At 57.3% G+C, this 19,067-nt stretch carries 22 protein-coding genes; 12 read left to right on the top strand and 10 right to left on the bottom strand.

Translation table 11 applies throughout. The annotated features are described in order from the left end of the window. Genes JQ848_RS14410 through JQ848_RS14400 form a run of 3 tightly spaced genes read right to left on the bottom strand, consistent with a single transcriptional unit; the run spans window position 1 to window position 3,574 of the window. A complete protein-coding gene (locus JQ848_RS14410; protein WP_202210877.1) occupies window positions 1–1,281 on the bottom strand; it encodes a dihydrolipoamide acetyltransferase family protein in 1,281 nt (426 codons plus the stop codon). Next, window positions 1,282–2,337 (bottom strand): alpha-ketoacid dehydrogenase subunit beta, encoded by a 1,056-nt coding sequence (locus tag JQ848_RS14405; protein WP_003442104.1) that lies wholly within the window; start codon window positions 2,335–2,337, stop codon window positions 1,282–1,284. A 4-nt stretch (window positions 2,338–2,341) separates the two neighbouring features. Further along, entirely contained in the window at window positions 2,342–3,574 is a 1,233-nt protein-coding gene (locus tag JQ848_RS14400) for a 3-methyl-2-oxobutanoate dehydrogenase (2-methylpropanoyl-transferring) subunit alpha (RefSeq protein WP_003442106.1), read from the bottom strand. A 206-nt stretch (window positions 3,575–3,780) separates the two neighbouring features. Here JQ848_RS14400 and bkdR point away from each other — a divergent pair, with 206 nt between their 5' ends. Then, on the top strand, window positions 3,781–4,269 hold the full coding sequence (bkdR, locus tag JQ848_RS14395) for a Bkd operon transcriptional regulator BkdR (RefSeq protein WP_003442107.1): 489 nt from the start codon (window positions 3,781–3,783) through the stop codon (window positions 4,267–4,269). A 1-nt stretch (window position 4,270) separates the two neighbouring features. Here the strand turns inward: bkdR and JQ848_RS14390 are convergent, their stop codons facing one another. Continuing rightward, window positions 4,271–4,816: a histidine phosphatase family protein gene (locus JQ848_RS14390; RefSeq protein WP_003442110.1), complete on the bottom strand. Its 546-nt coding sequence runs from the start codon at window positions 4,814–4,816 to the stop codon at window positions 4,271–4,273. A 135-nt stretch (window positions 4,817–4,951) separates the two neighbouring features. On the opposite strand from JQ848_RS14390, the gene copC reads away from it, so the two are divergent. Beyond that, a complete protein-coding gene (copC, locus tag JQ848_RS14385) occupies window positions 4,952–5,326 on the top strand; it encodes a copper homeostasis periplasmic binding protein CopC (RefSeq protein ID WP_003442112.1) in 375 nt (124 codons plus the stop codon). A gap of 4 nt (window positions 5,327–5,330) precedes the next feature. Beyond that, a complete protein-coding gene (gene copD / locus JQ848_RS14380) occupies window positions 5,331–6,182 on the top strand; it encodes a copper homeostasis membrane protein CopD (protein ID WP_003442114.1) in 852 nt (283 codons plus the stop codon). 115 nt (window positions 6,183–6,297) lie between these two features. On the opposite strand, the gene lpxO is transcribed toward copD, so the two are convergent. The 5 genes from lpxO to JQ848_RS14355 form a co-directional block, all read right to left on the bottom strand. Further along, a complete protein-coding gene (gene lpxO / locus JQ848_RS14375; RefSeq protein ID WP_003442116.1) occupies window positions 6,298–7,197 on the bottom strand; it encodes a lipid A hydroxylase LpxO in 900 nt (299 codons plus the stop codon). A gap of 230 nt (window positions 7,198–7,427) precedes the next feature. Continuing rightward, window positions 7,428–8,150, bottom strand: a complete 723-nt coding sequence (locus tag JQ848_RS14370; protein WP_127196302.1) for a GntR family transcriptional regulator — start codon at window positions 8,148–8,150, stop codon at window positions 7,428–7,430. A gap of 130 nt (window positions 8,151–8,280) precedes the next feature. Then, entirely contained in the window at window positions 8,281–8,970 is a 690-nt protein-coding gene (locus JQ848_RS14365; protein ID WP_003442120.1) for an endonuclease, read from the bottom strand. Between the two features lie 4 nt (window positions 8,971–8,974). Next, window positions 8,975–9,226 carry a DUF1654 domain-containing protein gene (locus JQ848_RS14360; RefSeq protein WP_003442121.1) on the bottom strand — a complete coding sequence of 84 codons (252 nt, stop codon included), beginning with the start codon at window positions 9,224–9,226 and terminating at the stop codon, window positions 8,975–8,977. A 204-nt stretch (window positions 9,227–9,430) separates the two neighbouring features. Continuing rightward, complete coding sequence (locus JQ848_RS14355; RefSeq protein WP_003442123.1) at window positions 9,431–10,507, bottom strand: asparaginase; 1,077 nt, start codon at window positions 10,505–10,507, stop codon at window positions 9,431–9,433. A 416-nt stretch (window positions 10,508–10,923) separates the two neighbouring features. Between JQ848_RS14355 and JQ848_RS14350 the strand changes: the two genes are divergently transcribed. Genes JQ848_RS14350 through JQ848_RS14320 form a run of 7 tightly spaced genes read left to right on the top strand, consistent with a single transcriptional unit; the run spans window position 10,924 to window position 17,881 of the window. Further along, the gene (locus JQ848_RS14350; RefSeq protein ID WP_003442126.1) at window positions 10,924–11,877 is read left to right on the top strand and encodes a sugar ABC transporter substrate-binding protein; all 954 of its coding nucleotides are present in this window, start codon (window positions 10,924–10,926) and stop codon (window positions 11,875–11,877) included. A 55-nt stretch (window positions 11,878–11,932) separates the two neighbouring features. After that, window positions 11,933–13,486, top strand: coding sequence for a sugar ABC transporter ATP-binding protein (locus JQ848_RS14345; protein ID WP_003442127.1), 1,554 nt, complete (start codon window positions 11,933–11,935; stop codon window positions 13,484–13,486). Further along, a complete protein-coding gene (locus JQ848_RS14340; protein WP_003442129.1) occupies window positions 13,483–14,460 on the top strand; it encodes an ABC transporter permease in 978 nt (325 codons plus the stop codon). The genes JQ848_RS14345 and JQ848_RS14340 overlap by 4 nt, the downstream gene beginning before the upstream one ends. Window positions 14,461–14,463: 3 nt before the next feature. After that, complete coding sequence (locus JQ848_RS14335) at window positions 14,464–15,498, top strand: LacI family DNA-binding transcriptional regulator (protein ID WP_010656386.1); 1,035 nt, start codon at window positions 14,464–14,466, stop codon at window positions 15,496–15,498. Window positions 15,499–15,508: 10 nt separating this feature from the next. After that, window positions 15,509–16,429: a ribokinase gene (rbsK, locus tag JQ848_RS14330; protein ID WP_010656385.1), complete on the top strand. Its 921-nt coding sequence runs from the start codon at window positions 15,509–15,511 to the stop codon at window positions 16,427–16,429. Beyond that, the gene (gene rbsD / locus JQ848_RS14325; RefSeq protein WP_003442157.1) at window positions 16,426–16,830 is read left to right on the top strand and encodes a D-ribose pyranase; all 405 of its coding nucleotides are present in this window, start codon (window positions 16,426–16,428) and stop codon (window positions 16,828–16,830) included. Before rbsK ends, rbsD begins: the two co-directional genes overlap by 4 nt. 22 nt (window positions 16,831–16,852) lie before the next feature. Next, a complete protein-coding gene (locus tag JQ848_RS14320; protein WP_202210876.1) occupies window positions 16,853–17,881 on the top strand; it encodes a nucleoside hydrolase in 1,029 nt (342 codons plus the stop codon). Window positions 17,882–17,898: 17 nt separating this feature from the next. Here JQ848_RS14320 and JQ848_RS14315 read toward each other — a convergent pair whose 3' ends face one another. Continuing rightward, complete coding sequence (locus JQ848_RS14315; protein ID WP_003442163.1) at window positions 17,899–18,099, bottom strand: hypothetical protein; 201 nt, start codon at window positions 18,097–18,099, stop codon at window positions 17,899–17,901. A gap of 162 nt (window positions 18,100–18,261) precedes the next feature. Between JQ848_RS14315 and JQ848_RS14310 the strand changes: the two genes are divergently transcribed. Together JQ848_RS14310 and JQ848_RS14305 are read left to right on the top strand one after the other, a co-directional pair. Further along, a complete protein-coding gene (locus JQ848_RS14310) occupies window positions 18,262–18,567 on the top strand; it encodes a hypothetical protein (protein WP_003442167.1) in 306 nt (101 codons plus the stop codon). A 160-nt stretch (window positions 18,568–18,727) separates the two neighbouring features. Then, window positions 18,728–19,036 (top strand): I78 family peptidase inhibitor, encoded by a 309-nt coding sequence (locus JQ848_RS14305; RefSeq protein ID WP_003442169.1) that lies wholly within the window; start codon window positions 18,728–18,730, stop codon window positions 19,034–19,036. The last annotated feature ends 31 nt before the right edge of the window (window positions 19,037–19,067 follow it).

The raw sequence follows: 19,067 nt of genomic DNA, 5'->3' as shown, positions 1-19,067 counted from the left end.
TCACTCCAGAAACAGGGTGGCTGGTTGTTCGAGCAAGCCACGCATGGCCTGGATAAATTGCGCTGCGTCCATGCCGTCCACTACCCGATGGTCGAAGGAGCTGGAGAGGTTCATCATTTTGCGGATCACGATCTGGCCTTTGACTACCACTGGCCGTTCGACGATGCGATTGACCCCGACAATCGCGACTTCGGGCAGGTTGACCACCGGGGTACTGACGATTCCGCCCAGTGCGCCAAGGCTGGTCAGGGTAATGGTCGAGCCGCTGAGTTCTTCACGGGTCGCCTTGCCGGCGCGCACGGCGTTGGCCAGGCGCGTGATTTCATTGGCCGCGCCCCACAGGGTCAGGGTTTCGGCGTGTCGGACCACCGGCACCATCAAGCCGCCGTCGCTTTGCGCGGCAACTCCGATGTGGGCGGCGCCAAAGCGGGTGATGATTTGCGCTTCATCGTCATACCGAACGTTGATTTGCGGAAAGTCGCGCAAGGCCACCACCATCGCCCGTACCAGAAACGGCAACAGGGTCAGCTTGCCCCGGCTTTCGCCCCATTTTTGATTGAGCTGCGCGCGCAGTTCTTCAAGGGCAGTGACGTCGACTTCTTCGACATAACTGAAGTGTGCGGCGCGGCGCTTGGCCTCCTGCATGCGCTGGGCGATTTTGCGGCGCAGGCCGATCACCGGGATCTGTTGTTCATCGTTGCGTTTGGCATAACCGCTGGCCGGTGCCGCGACGCAGGTGTTGTCTTGCGCCAGATAAGCCTCAAGGTCGTCGTGCAGCACACGTCCTGCCGGGCCGCTGCCGATGACAAAGCGCAATTCGATGCCGGCATCCCAGGCGCGTTTTCGCACGGCGGGGGAGGCCAGCGGACGTTCATTGGCTTCGCGGGCTACAGGCGCAGGCCGTTGGGCCGCAGCAGGCTTGATTGCCGGGGCCGTGACCAGCGCCACTTCGACCCGGGCCTGTGGCGCAGCTTTCGGGGCGGCGGCCAGCGGTTCTGCAGCAGCGGCCGGCTGAGCACTTTCGCGCAGGTTACCCGCGCCTTCGACTTCGATACGAATCAGCTCGCTGCCTACGGCCATTACCTCGCCGGGCTGGCCGCCCAGAGCCAGGACTCTGCCCGCTACCGGGGAGGGAATGTCCACGGTGGCCTTGTCGGTCATCACATCGGCGACCACCTGGTCTTCGCTGACCATGTCACCGACTTTGACAAACCATTCCACCAGTTCTACTTGCGCAATGCCTTCGCCAATGTCCGGCATCTTGATAACGTGCGTACCCATTCAGACCTCCATAACCCGTTGCAAAGCCGCACCGACCCGTGCAGGGCCCGGGAAGTAAGCCCATTCCTGAGCATGCGGATAAGGCGTATCCCAGCCTGTGACGCGTTCAATAGGTGCTTCCAGATAGTGGAAGCAGTGCTCTTGAACCAGCGCAATCAGCTCGGCGCCAAAACCGCAGGTGCGGGTGGCTTCGTGCACGACGACGCAACGGCGGGTTTTTTTCACGGAGGTGACAATGGCGTCCAGATCCAGCGGCCACAGGCTGCGCAGATCGATGACTTCAGCGTCGATGCCGGTTTCTTCGGCAGCGACCTGGGCCACATAGACGGTGGTGCCGTAGGTCAGGATGGTGACTTCAGTGCCGGGGCGCACGATCGCGGCGCAATCCAGCGGCACAGTGTAATAGCCATCGGGTACGGCACTGGCCGGGTGCTTGGACCACGGGGTCACCGGGCGTTCGTGGTGGCCGTCAAAGGGGCCGTTGTACAGGCGTTTTGGTTCCAGGAAGATCACCGGGTCATCGTTTTCGATGGCGGCAATCAGCAGGCCTTTGGCGTCGTAGGGGTTGGACGGCATGACGGTGCGCAGGCCGCATACCTGGGTGAACATGGCTTCCGGGCTCTGGCTGTGGGTCTGGCCGCCATAGATGCCGCCGCCGCAGGGCATGCGCAGGGTCATGGGGGCGATAAACTCACCGGCCGAGCGGTAGCGCAAGCGGGCCGCTTCGGAAACGATCTGGTCGGATGCCGGGTAGAAGTAGTCGGCAAACTGGATTTCGGCAACCGGGCGCAGGCCATAGGCGCCCATACCGACGGCGGCGCCGACGATGCCGCTTTCCGAGATCGGGGCGTCGAACACCCGCGAGCTGCCGTATTTGGCCTGCAGGCCTTCGGTGCAACGAAATACGCCGCCGAAGTAGCCCACGTCCTGGCCAAATATCACCACATTGTCGTCGCGCTCAAGCATCACATCCATGGCCGAGCGCAGGGCCTGGATCATCGTCATGGTGCTGGTGCTCACGGCGTTCTCCATCAGAATTTTATTGTTGTCGTTCATCTGGTTATAACCCCAATTCCTGACGTTGCCGACGCAAGTGCTCGGGCATGTCCTTGTACACGTCCTCAAAGATCGTCGCCGCGCTTGGCATCTGGCCGCCGGCCAGGGTGCCAAATCGCTCGGCTTCTTTCTGTGCACCAATGATTTCGGCTTCGAGTTCGGCGCTGACGGCTGCGTGTTCTTCCTCGGACCAGTTGCCAGTGGCAATCAGGTGCTGTTTGAGGCGAATGATCGGATCGCCCAGCGGGAAGTGGCTCCAGTCATCGGCAGGACGGTACTTGGAAGGGTCGTCAGAAGTGGAGTGCGGGCCGGCGCGATACGTGACCCACTCAATCAGTGTCGGCCCCAGATTGCGTCGTGCGCGCTCCGCGGCCCAGACCGAGGCGGCGTACACCGCGATGAAGTCGTTACCGTCGACGCGCAGCGAGGCAATGCCGCAGCCCACGCCACGTCCGGCGAAGGTGGTGGCTTCGCCACCGGCAATCGCCTGGAAGGTCGAAATGGCCCACTGGTTATTCACCACGTTAAGGATCACCGGCGCGCGGTAGACGTGGGCAAAGGTCAGGGCGGTGTGAAAGTCCGATTCGGCGGTGGCGCCATCACCGATCCAGGCGGAGGCGATTTTGGTGTCGCCCTTGATCGCCGATGCCATGCCCCAGCCGACCGCCTGCATGAATTGGGTCGCGAGGTTCCCGGAAATACTGAAAAAGCCGTAGTCCCGGACCGAATACATGATCGGCAACTGACGGCCTTTAAGTGGATCGCGTTCGTTGGACAGCAACTGGCAGATCAGATCCACCAGAGGCACGTCGCGGGCCATCAAAATGCTCTGCTGGCGGTAGGTCGGGAAGCACATGTCGTCGATGTTCAAGGCCAGGGCCTGGGCGCTGCCAATGGCTTCTTCGCCAAGGCTTTGCATATAGAACGACATTTTTTTCTGACGCTGGGCAACCACCATCCGGGTGTCGAAAATCCGCGTTTTGAGCATGGCGCGCATGCCCGCCCGCAGGATCTCGGTCGAGACGCCTTCTGCCCAGGGGCCGAGTGCCTGGCCCTGATCGTCGAGCACGCGAATCAGGCCTTTGGCCAGATCGGCGGTATCGGCAGGCTCTACATCGACAGGGGGTTTGCGCACCAGACCGGCATCGGTCAGGCGAAGGTAGCTGAAATCGGTCTTGCAGCCTGGACGGCCGGAGGGTTCGGGAACGTGCAGGCGCAGCGGTGCATATTCAGTCATGGCTTTCTCTACGCTCGATCTTGTCGTGTTTATTAGGCGCGGGAGCTAGTTTTTGCGTCGAAAATCCGGCGGGTGATCAAGCCGGATTTTGTCCTACAACAATCATATTCCTGACAGTGAAGAATATTTCTCTGTAGTTCGTTGTGCTTTGCAGCGATTAAGGATAAGAATTCTTTATAAACACAAAAAACAGGTGCTTTTGTCTCATGCGCAAGCTAGATCGAACGGATATCGGGATTCTCAACAGCCTTCAGCAGAATGCGCGCATCACCAATGCGGACCTTGCACGTTCGGTCAACTTGTCCCCCACACCCTGTTTCAATCGGGTAAAGGCCATGGAAGAACGCGGGCTGATTCGTGAGCAAGTCACCTTGCTGGACGCCGACATGCTGGGCCTGCACGTGAATGTGTTCATCCATGTCAGTCTGGAGAAACAGGTTGAAGAAGCCTTGCAAAAATTTGAGGCGGCGATCTCGGATCGTCACGAAGTCATGGAGTGCTATTTGATGGCCGGCGACCCGGATTATCTGATCCGGGTGCTGGTGCCGAGCATTCAGGCGCTGGAACGCTTCATGATGGACTTTTTGACCAAAGTGCCCGGGGTTGCGAACATCCGGTCCAGCTTCGCCCTGAAACAGGTGCGCTACAAAACGGCGCTGCCGTTGCCGCCGGGTGGGCTGACGCTGGAGGAGTGATTCAGACCCGCAGCCGCCAGCGTTCGTTAAAACGCAACTCGACCCTGGACAGTGGTTCTACATCAATCAGGTTGAAGGATGCGCTGCTTGCGGCCAGCGCATGCAGGATGGCGGCGCGGATGACGAAGGGGTGGGTCACGACCGCAAAATGGCCTTCCTCGCGAAACTCATCGAGCCAGGCGCCGACCCGCAGGCACAGGGCTTCTACCGACTCGCCAGCATGGGGCGCCGACCCGGGGTTGTTGGTCCAGTCGGCGAGTACCTGGGGAATACTTTGCTGCAGGTCGACCAGGCGCAAGCCTCGCCACTCGCCGAAGTCGTAATCCTCCAGCGCCGGCACGATCTCGATGTCGTCACCCAGCGCCTGGGCAGTTTGCAAGGTTCGGGTTTCGGGGGCGCAAAGAATTCGCACAGGCTTCTTCAAGGCCGCAGCCATTTCCTGCGCTTGCAGCAATCCCTTGGGGTCAGCCGGTTCATCCAGAGCAAAGCGGCCCAGACGCTGGGCTTCAGTGCGGGCATGACAGATAAAACTCAGGCGGATGGGCATGATGAAGTCCTTGCGGGTAATGCGTTGCAGTAACAGGCGGCACCTGTGTTGCTCGCATTTGCAGGGGGCGGGTGCCCCTCAATTGAGATTAGGCGAGTATTATCACTGCGCATTTCTATCTCAAGGTACTTCGCCATGTCTGCTGTCCTCTTGAAAAAAATCCTTAATACCGCTGCGTTGCTGACACTGCTGGCCGGTGCCGGCTCGGCCTCTGCCCATGCCCATCTGCAACAGTCGACACCTGCGGCCGACAGCACGGTCGCCACTGCCAATGAAGTGCGCCTGACCTTCAGCGAGGGGGTTGAAGAAAAGTTCACCAAGGTGACCCTCAGCCACGACGGCGCGCCGGTTGCTGTAAGCAGCATCAAGACAGAACCCGGTAACAAGAAGGTGCTGATTGTGACCCCGGCTCAAGCGTTGCCAGCAGGCAAGTACAGCGTGGACTGGAAGGCCGTGTCGGTTGACACCCATAACAGCGCTGGTCAGTACGGCTTCACGGTGGGCAACTGAGTTGATGGTCAGCGACATGGTTGTATGCCGATTTGTGCATTTCTGCGCTGTGCTGCTGATTTTTGGCGTCAGCGCATTCAGGCCCTTGCTGCTGGCGATCAAGCCGTCACCTGCGATTGATGGTCTGTTGCACAGATTTTGCTGCGCTCTGGCCTGGCTGGCGTTGGTCAGCGGCCTGGCCTGGTTACTGCTGACCACCCATTCGATGGCCGGCAGCTGGCCTGAGACCCTGGACCCCGACACTCTCTGGCTGGTGTTGGGCAGCACTTTTTTTGGTCAGGTCTGGGCCGGGCACCTGCTGTTCAATGTGTTGTTGCTCGTTGCGCTTTATGCAAATTCCGGTTTTAAGGCCGCGTGGATCTTCAGCGTGCTGTTGCTGGCCACCCTGGCGCCAGTGGGGCATGGCGCGATGCTGGATGGCTGGCGCGGTCAACTGCTGATGCTCAACCAGTTCATTCACCTGATGTGTGTCGGGGCCTGGGTTGGCGGCTTGTCGGGGTTGTTGCTGCTGCTCACTCGTCCTGCCGGGCAAAGTGTGGATCGGGTGCTGCGGCGCTTCAGCAATCTGGGGTTTGTGCTGGTGGCCGGGATCATTGTGACCGGTCTTATCAATACCCGGGTTCTGACAGGTGCACTTTGGCCTACGCCGCTGTTCGAAGGTTTCGCACTGATCCTGCTGATTAAAGTGGCCCTGGTTGGCGTGATGCTGTTGCTGGCGTTGTTCAATCTGCTGATGAGCCGCGCTGGCCACTTTGCTGTCTTGCGCAACAGTGTGGCGCTTGAGTGGTTATTTGGCTTGATGGCCGTGGCTGCTGTTTCACTACTGGGGACCTTGCCACCGCTGATTGTCAGGTGAGTACCTGCTCATAGTGTGCGTGGCGGGGTTGCTGGCCACCTTGTGGCGGTGGCATCTGCTCGGTAGGAGCGAGCCTGCCTCGCGATAGCCTCAAGCGCATCGCGAGGCAGGGGGGCTAGATGACCAGAAACAACGCCATCAAGCCGCCGAAAATCGCCCATTTTTCCAGGTAGTAGCGCGTGCGATTGCGTTTTTTCAGTTCCTTGCCGCGCAGGCGGATTTTGTACAGCCTGGTAAACGCGCGGTTCAGGGCTCCGGTTTTATCGCCGGTATCGTTGGGGGCGCTGGCCGACGCCATGACCGTGCGGCTGAACCACTGATTGAAGGCTGCTGCCCAGCGATATTGCATGGGGCGCTCCACATCGCAGAACAGGATGATGCGATTCTCAGCGGTGGTGTTTTCGGCGTAATGGATGAAGGTTTCGTCAAACATCACGGCTTCGCCGTCACGCCAGGAGTAGTTCTGCCCGTCGACGTTGATATAGCAGCCCGGATCATTCGGGGTGTCCAGGCCCAGGTGAAAGCGCAACGAGCCCGCATAGGGGTCGCGATGACGTACCAGCTTTGAACCGGGTGGCAACTCGGCAAACATGGCCGCCTTGATGATGCCGATACCGTTGAGCAGCTCAATGGTGCGTGGGCACATTTCAACTGCCGACGGATGATTGTCGCCATACCACTTGAGATAAAAGCGCTTCCAGCCACTCTTGAAGAACGAGTTGAAACCGACATCATTCGGTTGCTCAGATCGTTTGATTTCGCCTGCCTGCATCAAGTTGCGCGCTTCGTCGCGGATCTCCATCCAGTGATCCTGCAAGGGTTGTAACTGCGGGAAATCTGCCGGTTTCAAATAAGGCTGGCTGGGAACTTTGGAGAACAAATACAGGAAGCAGTTGATGGGCGCCAGGAAGGTCGAGTGATCGCTCAGCTGGCGCCCCAGTTTATGGCGAACTTTGCCCCGCAGGTGCACATGCGCAATGGACAAAACGTAAACAGCAATAATGATGAGTTTCAAAAGTATCGTCACAAGTCAGGAGAGCGCTCCCCTGCATGCACGCAAGTAGCCCGACCTCTTGCAGGAGGTATCGGGCGCTGGTGTCTCTGGAGGGGAGCCAAAGTGTAAGGTTAAAACAGCACTTTGGGCTTTTTCCAGCGTTTCATGAAGTTTTTGTAGAGATTCACTTGCAGTCTTTGGTCGGATTGCGGATGGGTTTTTTGCAGGCAGTACACCGGGTCACGGCATCATCAGGTGTGATCAATGCCTTTGGCGCCCAGAGATTGGTACATCCGGAAGTGCTGAGGATCCAGCCAGCTTTCTACCTGTTCCATAAAGCGCCCGTGCCGGTCGAAAGTTGTGCGCAGGGCCTTGAGGAAAACGGTTCCTGCGGTTCGTCCCAGGAGCAACGCGTCTTCTGCACCGAGGGGGGCCGCGCTGATCCATTGATCACCGCTCTCGGCTACAAAGCCGTAGGCGGCCAAAGTGATAGTCAGCGAGTCATCTATCAGTCCGGTTCGTGGCAGGCCTTCGAGGCCGCCGGTGGCGGGCATGAGCGAGCGCTCCAGGGAAATGGCGGTGTCATTGTCACGGCGGCGGCGAACCAGAATGACGAATCGGCTCAAGCCAAATTGAGGTGCCAGCTCCGGGCGCTCCAGGGTCTGGAGTTGCAGAAGCTCAGTGCAGATCCTGGCGCCTGTGTTGGCCAGGGCCTGAGTCCAGCCGTTATTCTGGTCGAGGGTAATGCCGTCGTAGGTGACGATGGCGCTGCCTTCGGCCTGCATGGCGATGTATCTGCGCCTTTCCAGCTCGGCCAGCGCTTCGCGTAGCGTGCCGGTGCTAACCCGCAGTTCCAAGGCTAGTTGCTCTTCGCCGGGGAGGGGATGGCCGTCTGCCAATAGACCGCTTTCGATACGCTGGACGAGCTCGTTGACTACCTGTTGTCTCTGGTCAAATCGTGGGTGCTTTATCATTCCCTGAGTAATAGTTGAGCAATGCCGGTTCAGCAACAAATGAGCGGGTGAAAGGGGTCGGTTACGGGAGTGCAAGCTGCCTTGAATCCTGCCGGTGTTCAGGGTTCAAGGCGTGGCGCAGGCAATGCTCTCAGCCGCAGGCTTTGAGGTTGACCGGGCCGACGAACTCGTTACCACGGCCCATGACGCAGGCTACGGCCTGATTCCGTTGACGCTCCCAGGCCTGGACCGGATAGGTCTTGTTCCACGCTTCATACAGTTGCCGATCTTGCTTGGACAGGCGCAGGTCGTAGCGTTTGCTCATGTAGAAGTAGGTGCGTGCAATCATGCCGCGAATTGACGGCCGGGGCATGACCTTCTTGGCCTTGAAGTCGACCTGGGTCAGGCATGAACCGTATTGGCCCGCCTGCGCGGGGAGCCAGCCAAAACTGAAGTTGCTTCGGTCTCCGTTGACCTCGCCGATGCTGGGCACCAGGTTGTGCAGGTCGGCCTCTGCCACTTTGTAGACCGGGTCGTGGCGGGTGCAGTTTTTTCGACCGCCGCTTTGCCAGCATTGGCGCTGGTGGCCAATTTGCCAGGCGGGAACTATGTGTTCCCACTCGATACGGGCTGCACGATTGGCGTTCTTCCTGGGTACATACCCGCAGGCTTTGAGATCCACCCGATTGCCGGTGTATTTACAGCCACAATAGAACTCGGTGGACTGTGGTGCATAGAGTTTCCAGGCGACTTTCTTGGCTTCGCTGAAGGTCTGCGGAGCCGCAGCATGGGCACTTATAGCGGTAAAGAGGCTGGCTAATGCCAGTATACGAACCCTCATTGACTCAATCTTCCTCTGGTACGGTCCAGAAAACATTGACCCCGCCATCATCGCGATGGGCGATTGTGACATTGTCGTTTTCGGAGATCTCTTCTAACAGGCGCTCCCAGAATTCGGGATTGTCGCCCTCCAGTCGTTCAAGCACCGCCATTTTGTCTTTTTGAGCTTTAGGCGAGCTGATGATTTTTTGTATGCGGGTTCCGAAAATTTCGTAGGGGCTTGGAAGGGGTGGCGCTTTGACCGGTTTTTTAGCCATGATGCGATCCTTGGTTGCTGTATGGGCATACAGTATTTAACTGTATGGGATTTGGCAACTGTTTGAATTCATTTGGCTGCGGATCGGACTGCGTTTTTTCGGTTTAGTGCGAGAAGGGGAGAAAAATCAATTAATTGGACCACTCACCGGGGAGGTTGAGTGGTTTCAACGCCGGGCACTGGGCAGTGTCCGGCGTGGATCAGATCAATACTCCCAGAACATCCGCTGCAGTTCTTTGCTGTCTTGGGTTTTGGTCAGGGCGACCATGGCCAGGATGCGGGCTTTTTGCGGGTTCAGGTCGTGGGCGACAACCCAGTCGTATTTGTCGTCAGGTTGTTCTGCGTTACGCAGTACGAATCCGCCGTTATTAACGTGGGAAGAACGGATGATTTGGATGCCGTCTTTGCGCAGGGCCTGCAGGGTAGGCACTACACGCGAGGACACGGAACCGTTGCCTGTGCCAACGTGGATGATGGCTTTGGCGCCGGCCTGTGCAAAGGCTTTGTAGGCAGTGTCGTCGACGTTGCCATAGGAGTAGGCGATGCCTACGTTTGGCAGGGACTTGATGTTTTTGATGTCGAACTCGGAATCCATGGTGTGACGCTTGGCCGGCAAGCGGAACCAGTAAGATTTACCTTCAACCACCATGCCGAGCGGGCCCCAAGGGCTCTTGAATGCTTCGGTCTTGATGTTCATTGATTTGGTGACATCACGGCCCGACTGGATCTCGTCGTTCATGGTGACCAGTACACCTTTGCCCCGTGCTTCTTTGCTGCCGGCTACCGCCACGGCGTTGTACAGGTTGAGCATGCCGTCTGCGGACATGGCAGTGCCCGGGCGCATGGAGCCGACGACGATGATCGGCTTGTCGGTTTTTTCGACCAGGTTGAGGAAGTAGGCAGTTTCTTCGAGGGTATCGGTGCCGTGAGTGATGACGATGCCATCGACATCCTCGCTGTCAGCCAGTTCGGCGACGCGGCGGCCCAATTGCAGCAAATTGTCGTTGGTGATGCTTTCGGACGCGATTTGCATGACTTGCTCGCCGCGTACGTTTGCCAATTGGCTCAGTTCGGGAACACCGGCAATCAGTTGGTCGATACCCACTTTGGCGGCGGTGTAGGTCGCGCTGTTGGCTGCGCTGGCACCTGCGCCGGCAATAGTGCCGCCGGTTGCCAGGATGACAACGTTAGGTTTGGTGGTCTCTTGTGCCTGAACGGCAGGCATGGCCAACAGAAAGGCCAGGGCGGCCGGAACAATGGTTTTTAACACAGCAGGTTTCATTATTTTCTCTCTTATTGGTGGGCTTGCTGATGTACCGACATCGAGCACCGCACGTGCCTTCTCTTGCGCACGCGTTGCCTAACAAAGCACTAACTGTGCCACTGCAAAGTGTATTTTTGATGCGTCTAACTATTTGATTTATATGAATAAATTATTGTTTGTTTTTTACATTGGGCAGTTCTGGACGGATTTCCGAACAGCGGGCGGTTATTTGTTCGGAGACTCGACCGCTTGTCGGCTCGTTACAGTCTGTTTTTCACGTTGACAAAAAACCAACCGCTTTACATAGTGAGGTTCAAGCAAACGTTTGCGCGGTGCTTTTAGAGCCGTATTCTCTGGGCTCTGACCCTGTATTTTTTCAGGCTTTATCCGGGCCGGACGTTGCTCACAATAATCATAAGATCGGAGTTACTGCCATGAAGCTGCCCTTTGCTGGACGCCTTCTCGCTGTCGCCATGTTGGCCGCAGCCTCCCTGACCCTCTCTGTTGCTCACGCCGATACTGCTCAAAAACCCAAGGTGGGTTTGGTGATGAAGTCGTTGGCCAACGAGTTCTTTGTCACGATGCAGGACGGTGGCAAGGCCTATCAAAAGGCTCATTCTGCGGATTTCGATCTGGTCTCCAACGGAATCAAGAATGAAACCGACACAGCCGGTCAAATTGACATAATCAATCAGATGATCATCGCCAAAGTCGATGCGCTGGTAATTGCTCCTGCAGACTCCAAAGCACTGGTTTCGGCGATCAAGAAAGCCCGGGATCGCGGAATCGTAGTGGTCAATATCGATAACCAGCTCGACCCCGAAGTGCTGAAAAGCAAAGGTATCGAAGTACCGTTCGTGGGCCCGAATAACAGAAAGGGCGCGCGTGAAGTCGGGGACTATCTGGCGAAGCAGCTGAAGCCGGGCGATGAGGTGGGCATCATTGAAGGTGTATCGACCACCACCAATGCGCAAATGCGTACCGCAGGCTTCAAGGATGCAATGGACGCCGCAGGGATGAAAATTGTGTCGACGCAATCGGGCGACTGGGAAATCGACGGCGGCAACAAAAAAGCTGCGGCCATGCTCAGTGAATATCCGAACCTGAAGGCGCTGCTGGCGGGCAATGACAACATGGCCGTAGGGGCAGTGTCGGCAATCCGTGCGGCGGGTAAAGCAGGCAAGGTGCAAGTCGTGGGCTATGACAACATTGATGCGATCAAGCCGATGCTGGAGGACGGCCGTGTGCTTGCCACGGCTGATCAGGCGGCTGCCGAACAGGCCGTGTATGGCATCCAGACCGCGCTCAAGCTGCTCAAGAACGAGCCGGTGGAGAACCTCAAGGATGGCGTGATTGATACTCCGGTCGAGCTGATAACCAAAAAATAGTCCCATTCGCTGTCACAGACACCTGCCCGGTCGGGCAGGTGCCCGGAGAAGTTTTATGTCTGCTCCCAATGCCAGCGTGGTCCTGTCAGTCAGCGGGATCGGCAAAACCTATACGCAACCCGTTTTGACGGGCATCGATCTGGCGTTGTATCGCGGTGAAGTGCTGGCCTTGACGGGCGAAAATGGCGCCGGAAAAAGCACGCTGTCAAAAGTCATCGCCGGTCTGGAGTTACCGACCCAGGGGCAGATGCAATTCAATGGCCATGCCTACACGCCAGGCAGTCGTTCAGAAGCTGAGCGACAGGGGGTGCGTATGGTCATGCAGGAGCTCAATCTGCTCCCCACCCTGACCGTGGCCGAGAACCTGTTTCTGGATAATCTGCCCGGCCACCTGGGCTGGATCAATCGCAGGCAATTGCGCAAGTCCGCCATTGAAGCAATGGCCCAGGTAGGCCTGGAGTCCATAGACCCTGACACATTGGTCGGCGATCTTGGCATTGGTCACCAGCAAATGGTGGAAATCGCCCGTAATTTGATTGGCGATTGCCATGTGCTGATCCTGGATGAGCCGACGGCCATGCTGACGGCCCGTGAAGTCGAGATGCTGTTTGTTCAGATCGAGCGGCTTCAGGCTCGCGGCGTGGCAATTATTTACATCTCCCATCGGCTGGAAGAGCTGGCGCGGGTGGCGCAGCGCATTGCTGTGCTGCGTGATGGCAGCCTGGTGTGTGTTGAGCCGATAGCCAACTACAGCAGCGAACAATTGGTCCATCTGATGGTAGGGCGCGAACTGGGCGATGCATTGGAGCTCGGGACGCGCCAGTTGGGTGAGACGGCGCTCAGGGTCTCGGCGCTGGGTCGGTCAGACAAGGTGCGGGATGTCTCATTTGAAGTCAGAAAGGGCGAAATATTTGGCATTTCAGGTTTGATCGGAGCCGGGCGGACCGAGCTCTTGCGGTTGATCTACGGTGCTGATCTGGCAGATAGCGGCACCGTTGCAGTCGGGTCCCCGCTGCAGGTGGTCAAGATCCGTTCGCCGGCGCAGGCCGTCAAACAAGGGATCGCCCTGATTACCGAAGACCGCAAAGGTGAGGGCCTGCTATTGACCCAGTCGATCAGTGCCAACATAGGCTTGGGCAATATGCACCGGGTTTCCAGTCTGGGGCTGGTGAGCGGTGTGCAGGAGGCTGCGCTGGCGCAACGCCAGATCGACGCGATGGGCATCCGCAGTTCAGGGCCCGGGCAAGTGGTGTCGCAACTTTCCGGAGGTAACCAGCAGAAGGTGGTCATCGGCCGCTGGCTGGAACGCGACTGTACGGTTTTGCTGTTTGATGAGCCCACTCGTGGCATCGATATCGGTGCCAAGTTTGATATCTACCGTCTGCTTGGTGAACTGACCCGTCAGGGCAGGGCGCTGGTGGTGGTATCGAGTGACCTGCGTGAACTGATGTTGATCTGTGATCGTATCGGCGTGCTGTCAGCAGGGCGCCTGATAGAAACGTTCGAGCGTAACAACTGGAGTCAGGAGCAGCTGCTGGCAGCCGCTTTTGCAGGTTATCAAACACGAGATGCGTTGCTCGCAGAAGCAACGCCAAAGGAAGCCTCATGAAGTCCACCGCGGCTGTGCAAAAAAGTGCACGCAACTATTACGGAACCGGCACTTATCTGGGGCTGGCTGGCGCCTTGCTGGCCATGATTGTGCTGTTCTCAAGTCTTAGCGATCACTTCTTTTCCTACGACACGTTGAGCACGCTGGCCAATCAGATTCCGGACTTGATGGTGCTGTCTGTCGGGATGACGTTTGTATTGATCATTGGTGGAATCGACCTGTCGGTAGGGTCGGTACTGGCATTGGCGGCGTCAGCGGTCAGTGTGGCAATTCTGGGGTGGGGCTGGGGCATTTTGCCTGCGGCTTTGCTGGGCATGGCTTGTGCTGCGCTGGCAGGTACGATCACGGGGTCGATCAGTGTCGCCTGGCGAATTCCTTCCTTTATTGTTTCATTGGGCGTTCTGGAAATGGCCCGGGGCGCGGCCTATCAAATGACGGGCTCACGTACGGCCTACATAGGCGATGCTTTCGCCTGGTTGTCGAACCCGATTGCATTTGGCATTTCGCCTTCTTTCATCATTGCGTTGCTGATCATTGTCGTGGCTCAGGCGGTGCTGACGCGTACGGTGTTTGGCCGTTATCTGATCGGGATCGGCACTAACGAGGAAGCCGTTCGCCTGTCCGGTATCAATCCCAAACCGTACAAGATCCTGGTCTTCAGCTTGATGGGATTGCTTGCAGGCGTAGCTGCGTTGTTTCAGATATCGCGCCTGGAAGCCGCAGACCCCAATGCGGGATCGGGGCTTGAGTTGCAGGTTATTGCTGCGGTGGTGATTGGGGGAACGAGTTTGATGGGCGGGCGCGGCTCCGTCATCAGCACTTTTTTTGGGGTGCTGATCATTTCGGTATTGGCCGCGGGGCTGGCTCAAATCGGCGCAACCGAGCCGACAAAGCGTATTATTACCGGTGCTGTCATAGTGATGGCAGTGGTCCTGGATACTTACCGCAGTCAACGTGCACGGCGACGGAACTGAATAATGGCAACCATTAAAGATGTCGCTGCTATGGCCGGCATTTCTTACACCACGGTTTCACATGTCCTGAACAAAACGCGCCCGGTGAGTGAGCCGGTGCGTTTGAAGGTGGAGGAGGCCATTGCGCGTCTTGATTATGTGCCCAGTGCTGTCGCGCGCTCCTTGAAGGCCAAGACCACTGCGACTATCGGGTTGCTGGTGGCCAACAGCCTGAACCCGTACTTCGCCGAGTTGGCGCGAGGTATCGAAGACTATTGCGAGCGCAACAATTACTGCGTCATTTTGTGCAACTGCGACGATGATCCTGACAAACAGCGCAATTATCTGCGGGTATTGCTTGAGAAGCGCGTGGATGGGCTGGTTGTGGCCTCGGCCGGTGGAGACCTCGGGCTGGCGAGCGGTCTGGTCGGTGTACGAACGCCCATGGTCATCGTCGATCGCAATCTCGAAGGTATCGATGCCGATCTGGTGCGGATCGATCACGAGCTGGGGGCCTATCTGGCCACCCGTCATTTACTCGATCTGGGGCACAGGGCCATTGCCTGTATTGGTGGCCCTGCAATCACCCGTGTGGCGCAGCTTCGAACTGCCGGTTATCTGCGGGCGTTGGCAGAAGCCGGAATTTCAGCGCCCGGGTCCTGGATGATCGAGAGTGATTTCAGCAGTGTCGGGGGTTATCAGGCGGCTGTCAGGCTGCTGGAAAACGACCGGCCTTCGGCTATTTTCGCCTGCAACGACATGATGGGCATCGGCGTTTTGCGGGCTGCTGCCGAGCGAAATATTCGAGTACCGGACCAGCTGTCAGTCATAGGCTTTGATGATGTTCAGATGAGTCGCTATGTCTACCCGGCGCTGACGACTGTCGGCCAGTCGATTTTGCAACTGGGTGAAATGGCAGCGCAGTTATTGTTGCGTCGTATTGCATCGCCCGGGCGGGCGGTGGAGCAGCGAATTGTGACGCCAAGTATCGTGTTGCGAGAGTCGACAGCAGCCTATGTCGGGGCGCCGGTGCAACCCTCCTGCAAATCCAATGGATGAGTGTCGATACATGCAAGCAAATGTAGTGGTGGTTGGCAGCCTCAATATGGACCTGGTCACCCGTGCAGAGCGCCTGCCGCGTCCGGGTGAAACAGTTTTCGGGCAGGCCTTTGGCACCGTCCATGGCGGCAAGGGCGCGAACCAGGCGGTGGCGGCAGCGCGTCTGGGTGCAAGCGTGGCAATGGTCGGGTGCGTAGGCACCGATGCGTACGGCGTGCAACTGCGTGAGGGGCTGGAGGCCGAGGGCATCGACTGTCAGGCGGTGCGTGCTGTGGCGCAGGGTGCGAGTGGTGTCGCGCTGATCGTGGTGGATACCGACAGTCAGAACACCATAGTGGTGGTGCCGGGTGCCAATGGCTGTCTCGACGCTCAAGACATCATGACGGTTGACGGCATGCTGCAAGGGGCGAAGGTCATTATTTGCCAGCTTGAGGTGCCGATGGATACGGTCGGTCATGTCCTCAAGCGCGGGCGTGAACTGGATAAAATTGTCGTCCTCAATCCAGCTCCCGCCAGCGGGCCGTTACCGGTGCAATGGTATGCACTGGTTGATTACTTGATCCCGAATGAAAGTGAGGCCCTGGCACTCAGCGGGGTGCCAGTCGACTCCCTTGAGTCCGCAGAATTGGCTGCGCGCAGCCTGATGGCACTAGGGGCGAGCAACATCATTGTGACGCTGGGGTCGCAAGGTGCATTGCTGGTCAGTGCGCAGCGGGTCGTGCACTTTGCAGCCCCCAAGGTAGAAGCTGTTGATGCAACTGCCGCCGGTGACACCTTTGTAGGTGCCTTTTCGGCCGCGCTGGCCGCAGGCAAAGGGGAGGACGATGCGATCCGCTTTGCCCAGACCGCGGCCGCCTTGTCAGTGACCCGTGCAGGTGCGCAGCCCTCTATTCCCGGGTTGCAGGATATAAAGGACTTTGCCTCGTCATGAAGAAAACACCTTTGCTCAACATCGCGCTCTCCCGGGCTATTGCCTCGCTGGGGCATGGTGACATCGTCATTATTGCTGACGCCGGTTTGCCAGTGCCCAAGGGCGTTGATCTGATTGATCTGGCGCTGACGCAGGGGGTGCCGGATTTTTGCAGTACGCTGAGCACGGTGCTCAGTGAGATGCAGGTGCAAAGTCATGTGCTGGCGCACGAGCTGCTGCTAGCGCCTTGCCCGGCATTGTCAGGCATCGATCTGCACAACAGTCGGGGCGATTTGGGGGGCAGGAATTTGCTCGCTCACAGTGAGTTCAAGGAGTTATGCCAGCAAGCAAAAGTGATTGTTCGTACGGGAGAGTGCCGTCCTTACAGCAACATCGCTTTGATCGCAGGGGTTACTTTTTAAAAAATCATACAAGGAGTTAGTCATGTCGCGTTTTATGCAAATTTTTCATCATCTGATCAGGAGTGTCTTGTTTTTGTCCGTTCTCAGTATTTCTAGTGTTCAAGCTGCCGACAAAATTGATCTGATCATCGACACCGACCCCGGAGCTGATGACGTCGTTGCATTGCTGTTGGCGCTGGCCTCGCCCGAGCAGCTCAATGTGCTGGGGATTACCACTGTGGCGGGTAACGTTCGCCTGGACAAAACTTCGCGCAATGCACGTCTTGCCCGGGAGTGGGCTGGTCGTGAAGAGGTTCCCGTCTATGCCGGGGCTCCAAAACCCCTGGTGCGCACACCTATCTACGCCGAGAACATTCATGGTCAGGAAGGTGTTACGGGTGTTCAGGTGCACGAGCCTGCGAAAGGGCTTGAGCAGGCCAATGCAGTCAACTACCTGATCGATACGTTACGCGCAGCCAGGCCTGGCAGTGTCACTATTGCCATGCTCGGGCCACAAACCAACCTGGCGCTGGCCTTGATTCAGGCGCCTGATATCACCAAGGGCATCAAGGAGGTCGTGGTCATGGGCGGTGCTCATTTCAACGGCGGCAATATCACTCCTGTAGCCGAGTTCAATATCTACGCCGATCCCCATGCTGCAGACGTGGTGCTGAAAAGTGGCGTCAAGCTGGTTTATGTCCCGCTTGATGTGACGCACAAGATCCTGACCAGCGACCAACGCCTGAAACAAATTGCTTCGCTGGGCAATACGGCCGGCAAATTGGTTGGCGATATTTTGAATGAGTACGTGAAGAACGATATGGCGCATTACGGACTGCCAGGAGGTCCGGTACACGATGCCAGTGTGATTGCCTATCTGCTCAAGCCCGAGCTGTTTTCCGGGCGAGAGGTTAATTTGGTCGTCGATACCCGCGAAGGCCCAACCTTCGGTCAAACAATTGCAGACTGGTATGACACGTTAAAACAGCCAAAAAACGCTTTTTGGGTTGAGAACGGCGACGCCCAAGGCTTTTTTGATTTGCTGACCGCGCGCCTGGGGCGGCTGAACTGACTTGAGCCTGTGTCGGCTTATGTCACTTTCGTAAAGTCGGGGTCTTTGTACTTTTCGAAAATTTGGCTGACAAAGGCTTTGGCCGACTCGGTGCCGAGCTCTTTAACTAACAGGTCGATACCGATGATGGCCAGCTCTTCCGGGCTTCCAGGGCTATAGGAACACTGTCCTTGAGGCCATTTGGCTTTGATGTCTGCATCGATGGTGACTGTTGTCATGGGTATCTCAAGAGGGGGGTGGGAAACGCGATTTTAGCAAAAAGCCATGCTGATGCTATCTGGGGCTCAAAGTTAAGCATGATCCGCAGCTTTTGGCGCTTCAACTTTCGCATGTGATCGGTGTGCGTGCCACACTCGGGATTTTGAGGGCGGAACCTGCACATGCAAATTGATTTGAACGACCCTGAGGCGCTGACGGTTGATGCGGTCCGCAGGTTGTTGGCCTCGGCCAGTGACGATGTACATACTCAGTTACGCGTGACTAAGGCAGGCATTGCCTATATTTCGTCAAGTGTCGTAGGTGGCACAGATATCGACGAGCTACTTTTCAGGCTTGAAACCTGGGCCGCGGGATCGGGGTATGTCGGGAAGATAGCTGCAAGCGATGAGGTCTGGGTGATGCAGATCCACAACGCCCTGAAGGACAACTGGCCGCGCCCCCCTTTTGATTACATTGATGTTTACTAGCGGGTGTACACATTCCGTCACTATTAGGTCTGTGCACTTGTTTTTCGCTCGGGCAATATCTTGTGCCCTGCGGTTAATGTTTTTTACCGTGAGACTCTGTGCAACCTATCTGCGGAATTACTGTCGCAAAGGTTTCGACTATTTATCTTAAGGAGGCTTCATGTCTTGGAAGCTAGTGACATTGGGTTCGTTGTTGGCGGTTGTAGCGCTGTCTGGCTGTAGCACGCCAGGCACAGCAAAAGAGCCTGTCGCCGAGGCGAACAGTGGTCGTTGCGATGCTAAGGCAGCTGCATTTGTGATCGGCCAGAAAGCGTCGCCAGGGCTGCTGGAGCAGGCTCGTGTCAAGGCCGGCGCGCAGAATGCACGGATCTTGTTGCCACACGACATCATGACGCTTGAGTACCGCTCTGACCGCTTGAATCTTAATGCAGATGACAACGCGATCATTACCCGCGTCAACTGCGGTTAAGCCCGTTTAGCGTTGGAGCAGGCATAAAAAA

The sequence above is a fragment of the Pseudomonas paraversuta genome, from assembly GCF_904067025.1.
GTDB lineage: Bacteria > Pseudomonadota > Gammaproteobacteria > Pseudomonadales > Pseudomonadaceae > Aquipseudomonas > Aquipseudomonas paraversuta.
The sequence above is the reverse complement of the archived record's forward strand: the minus strand, read 5'-3'. Positions and strand labels throughout refer to the sequence as shown.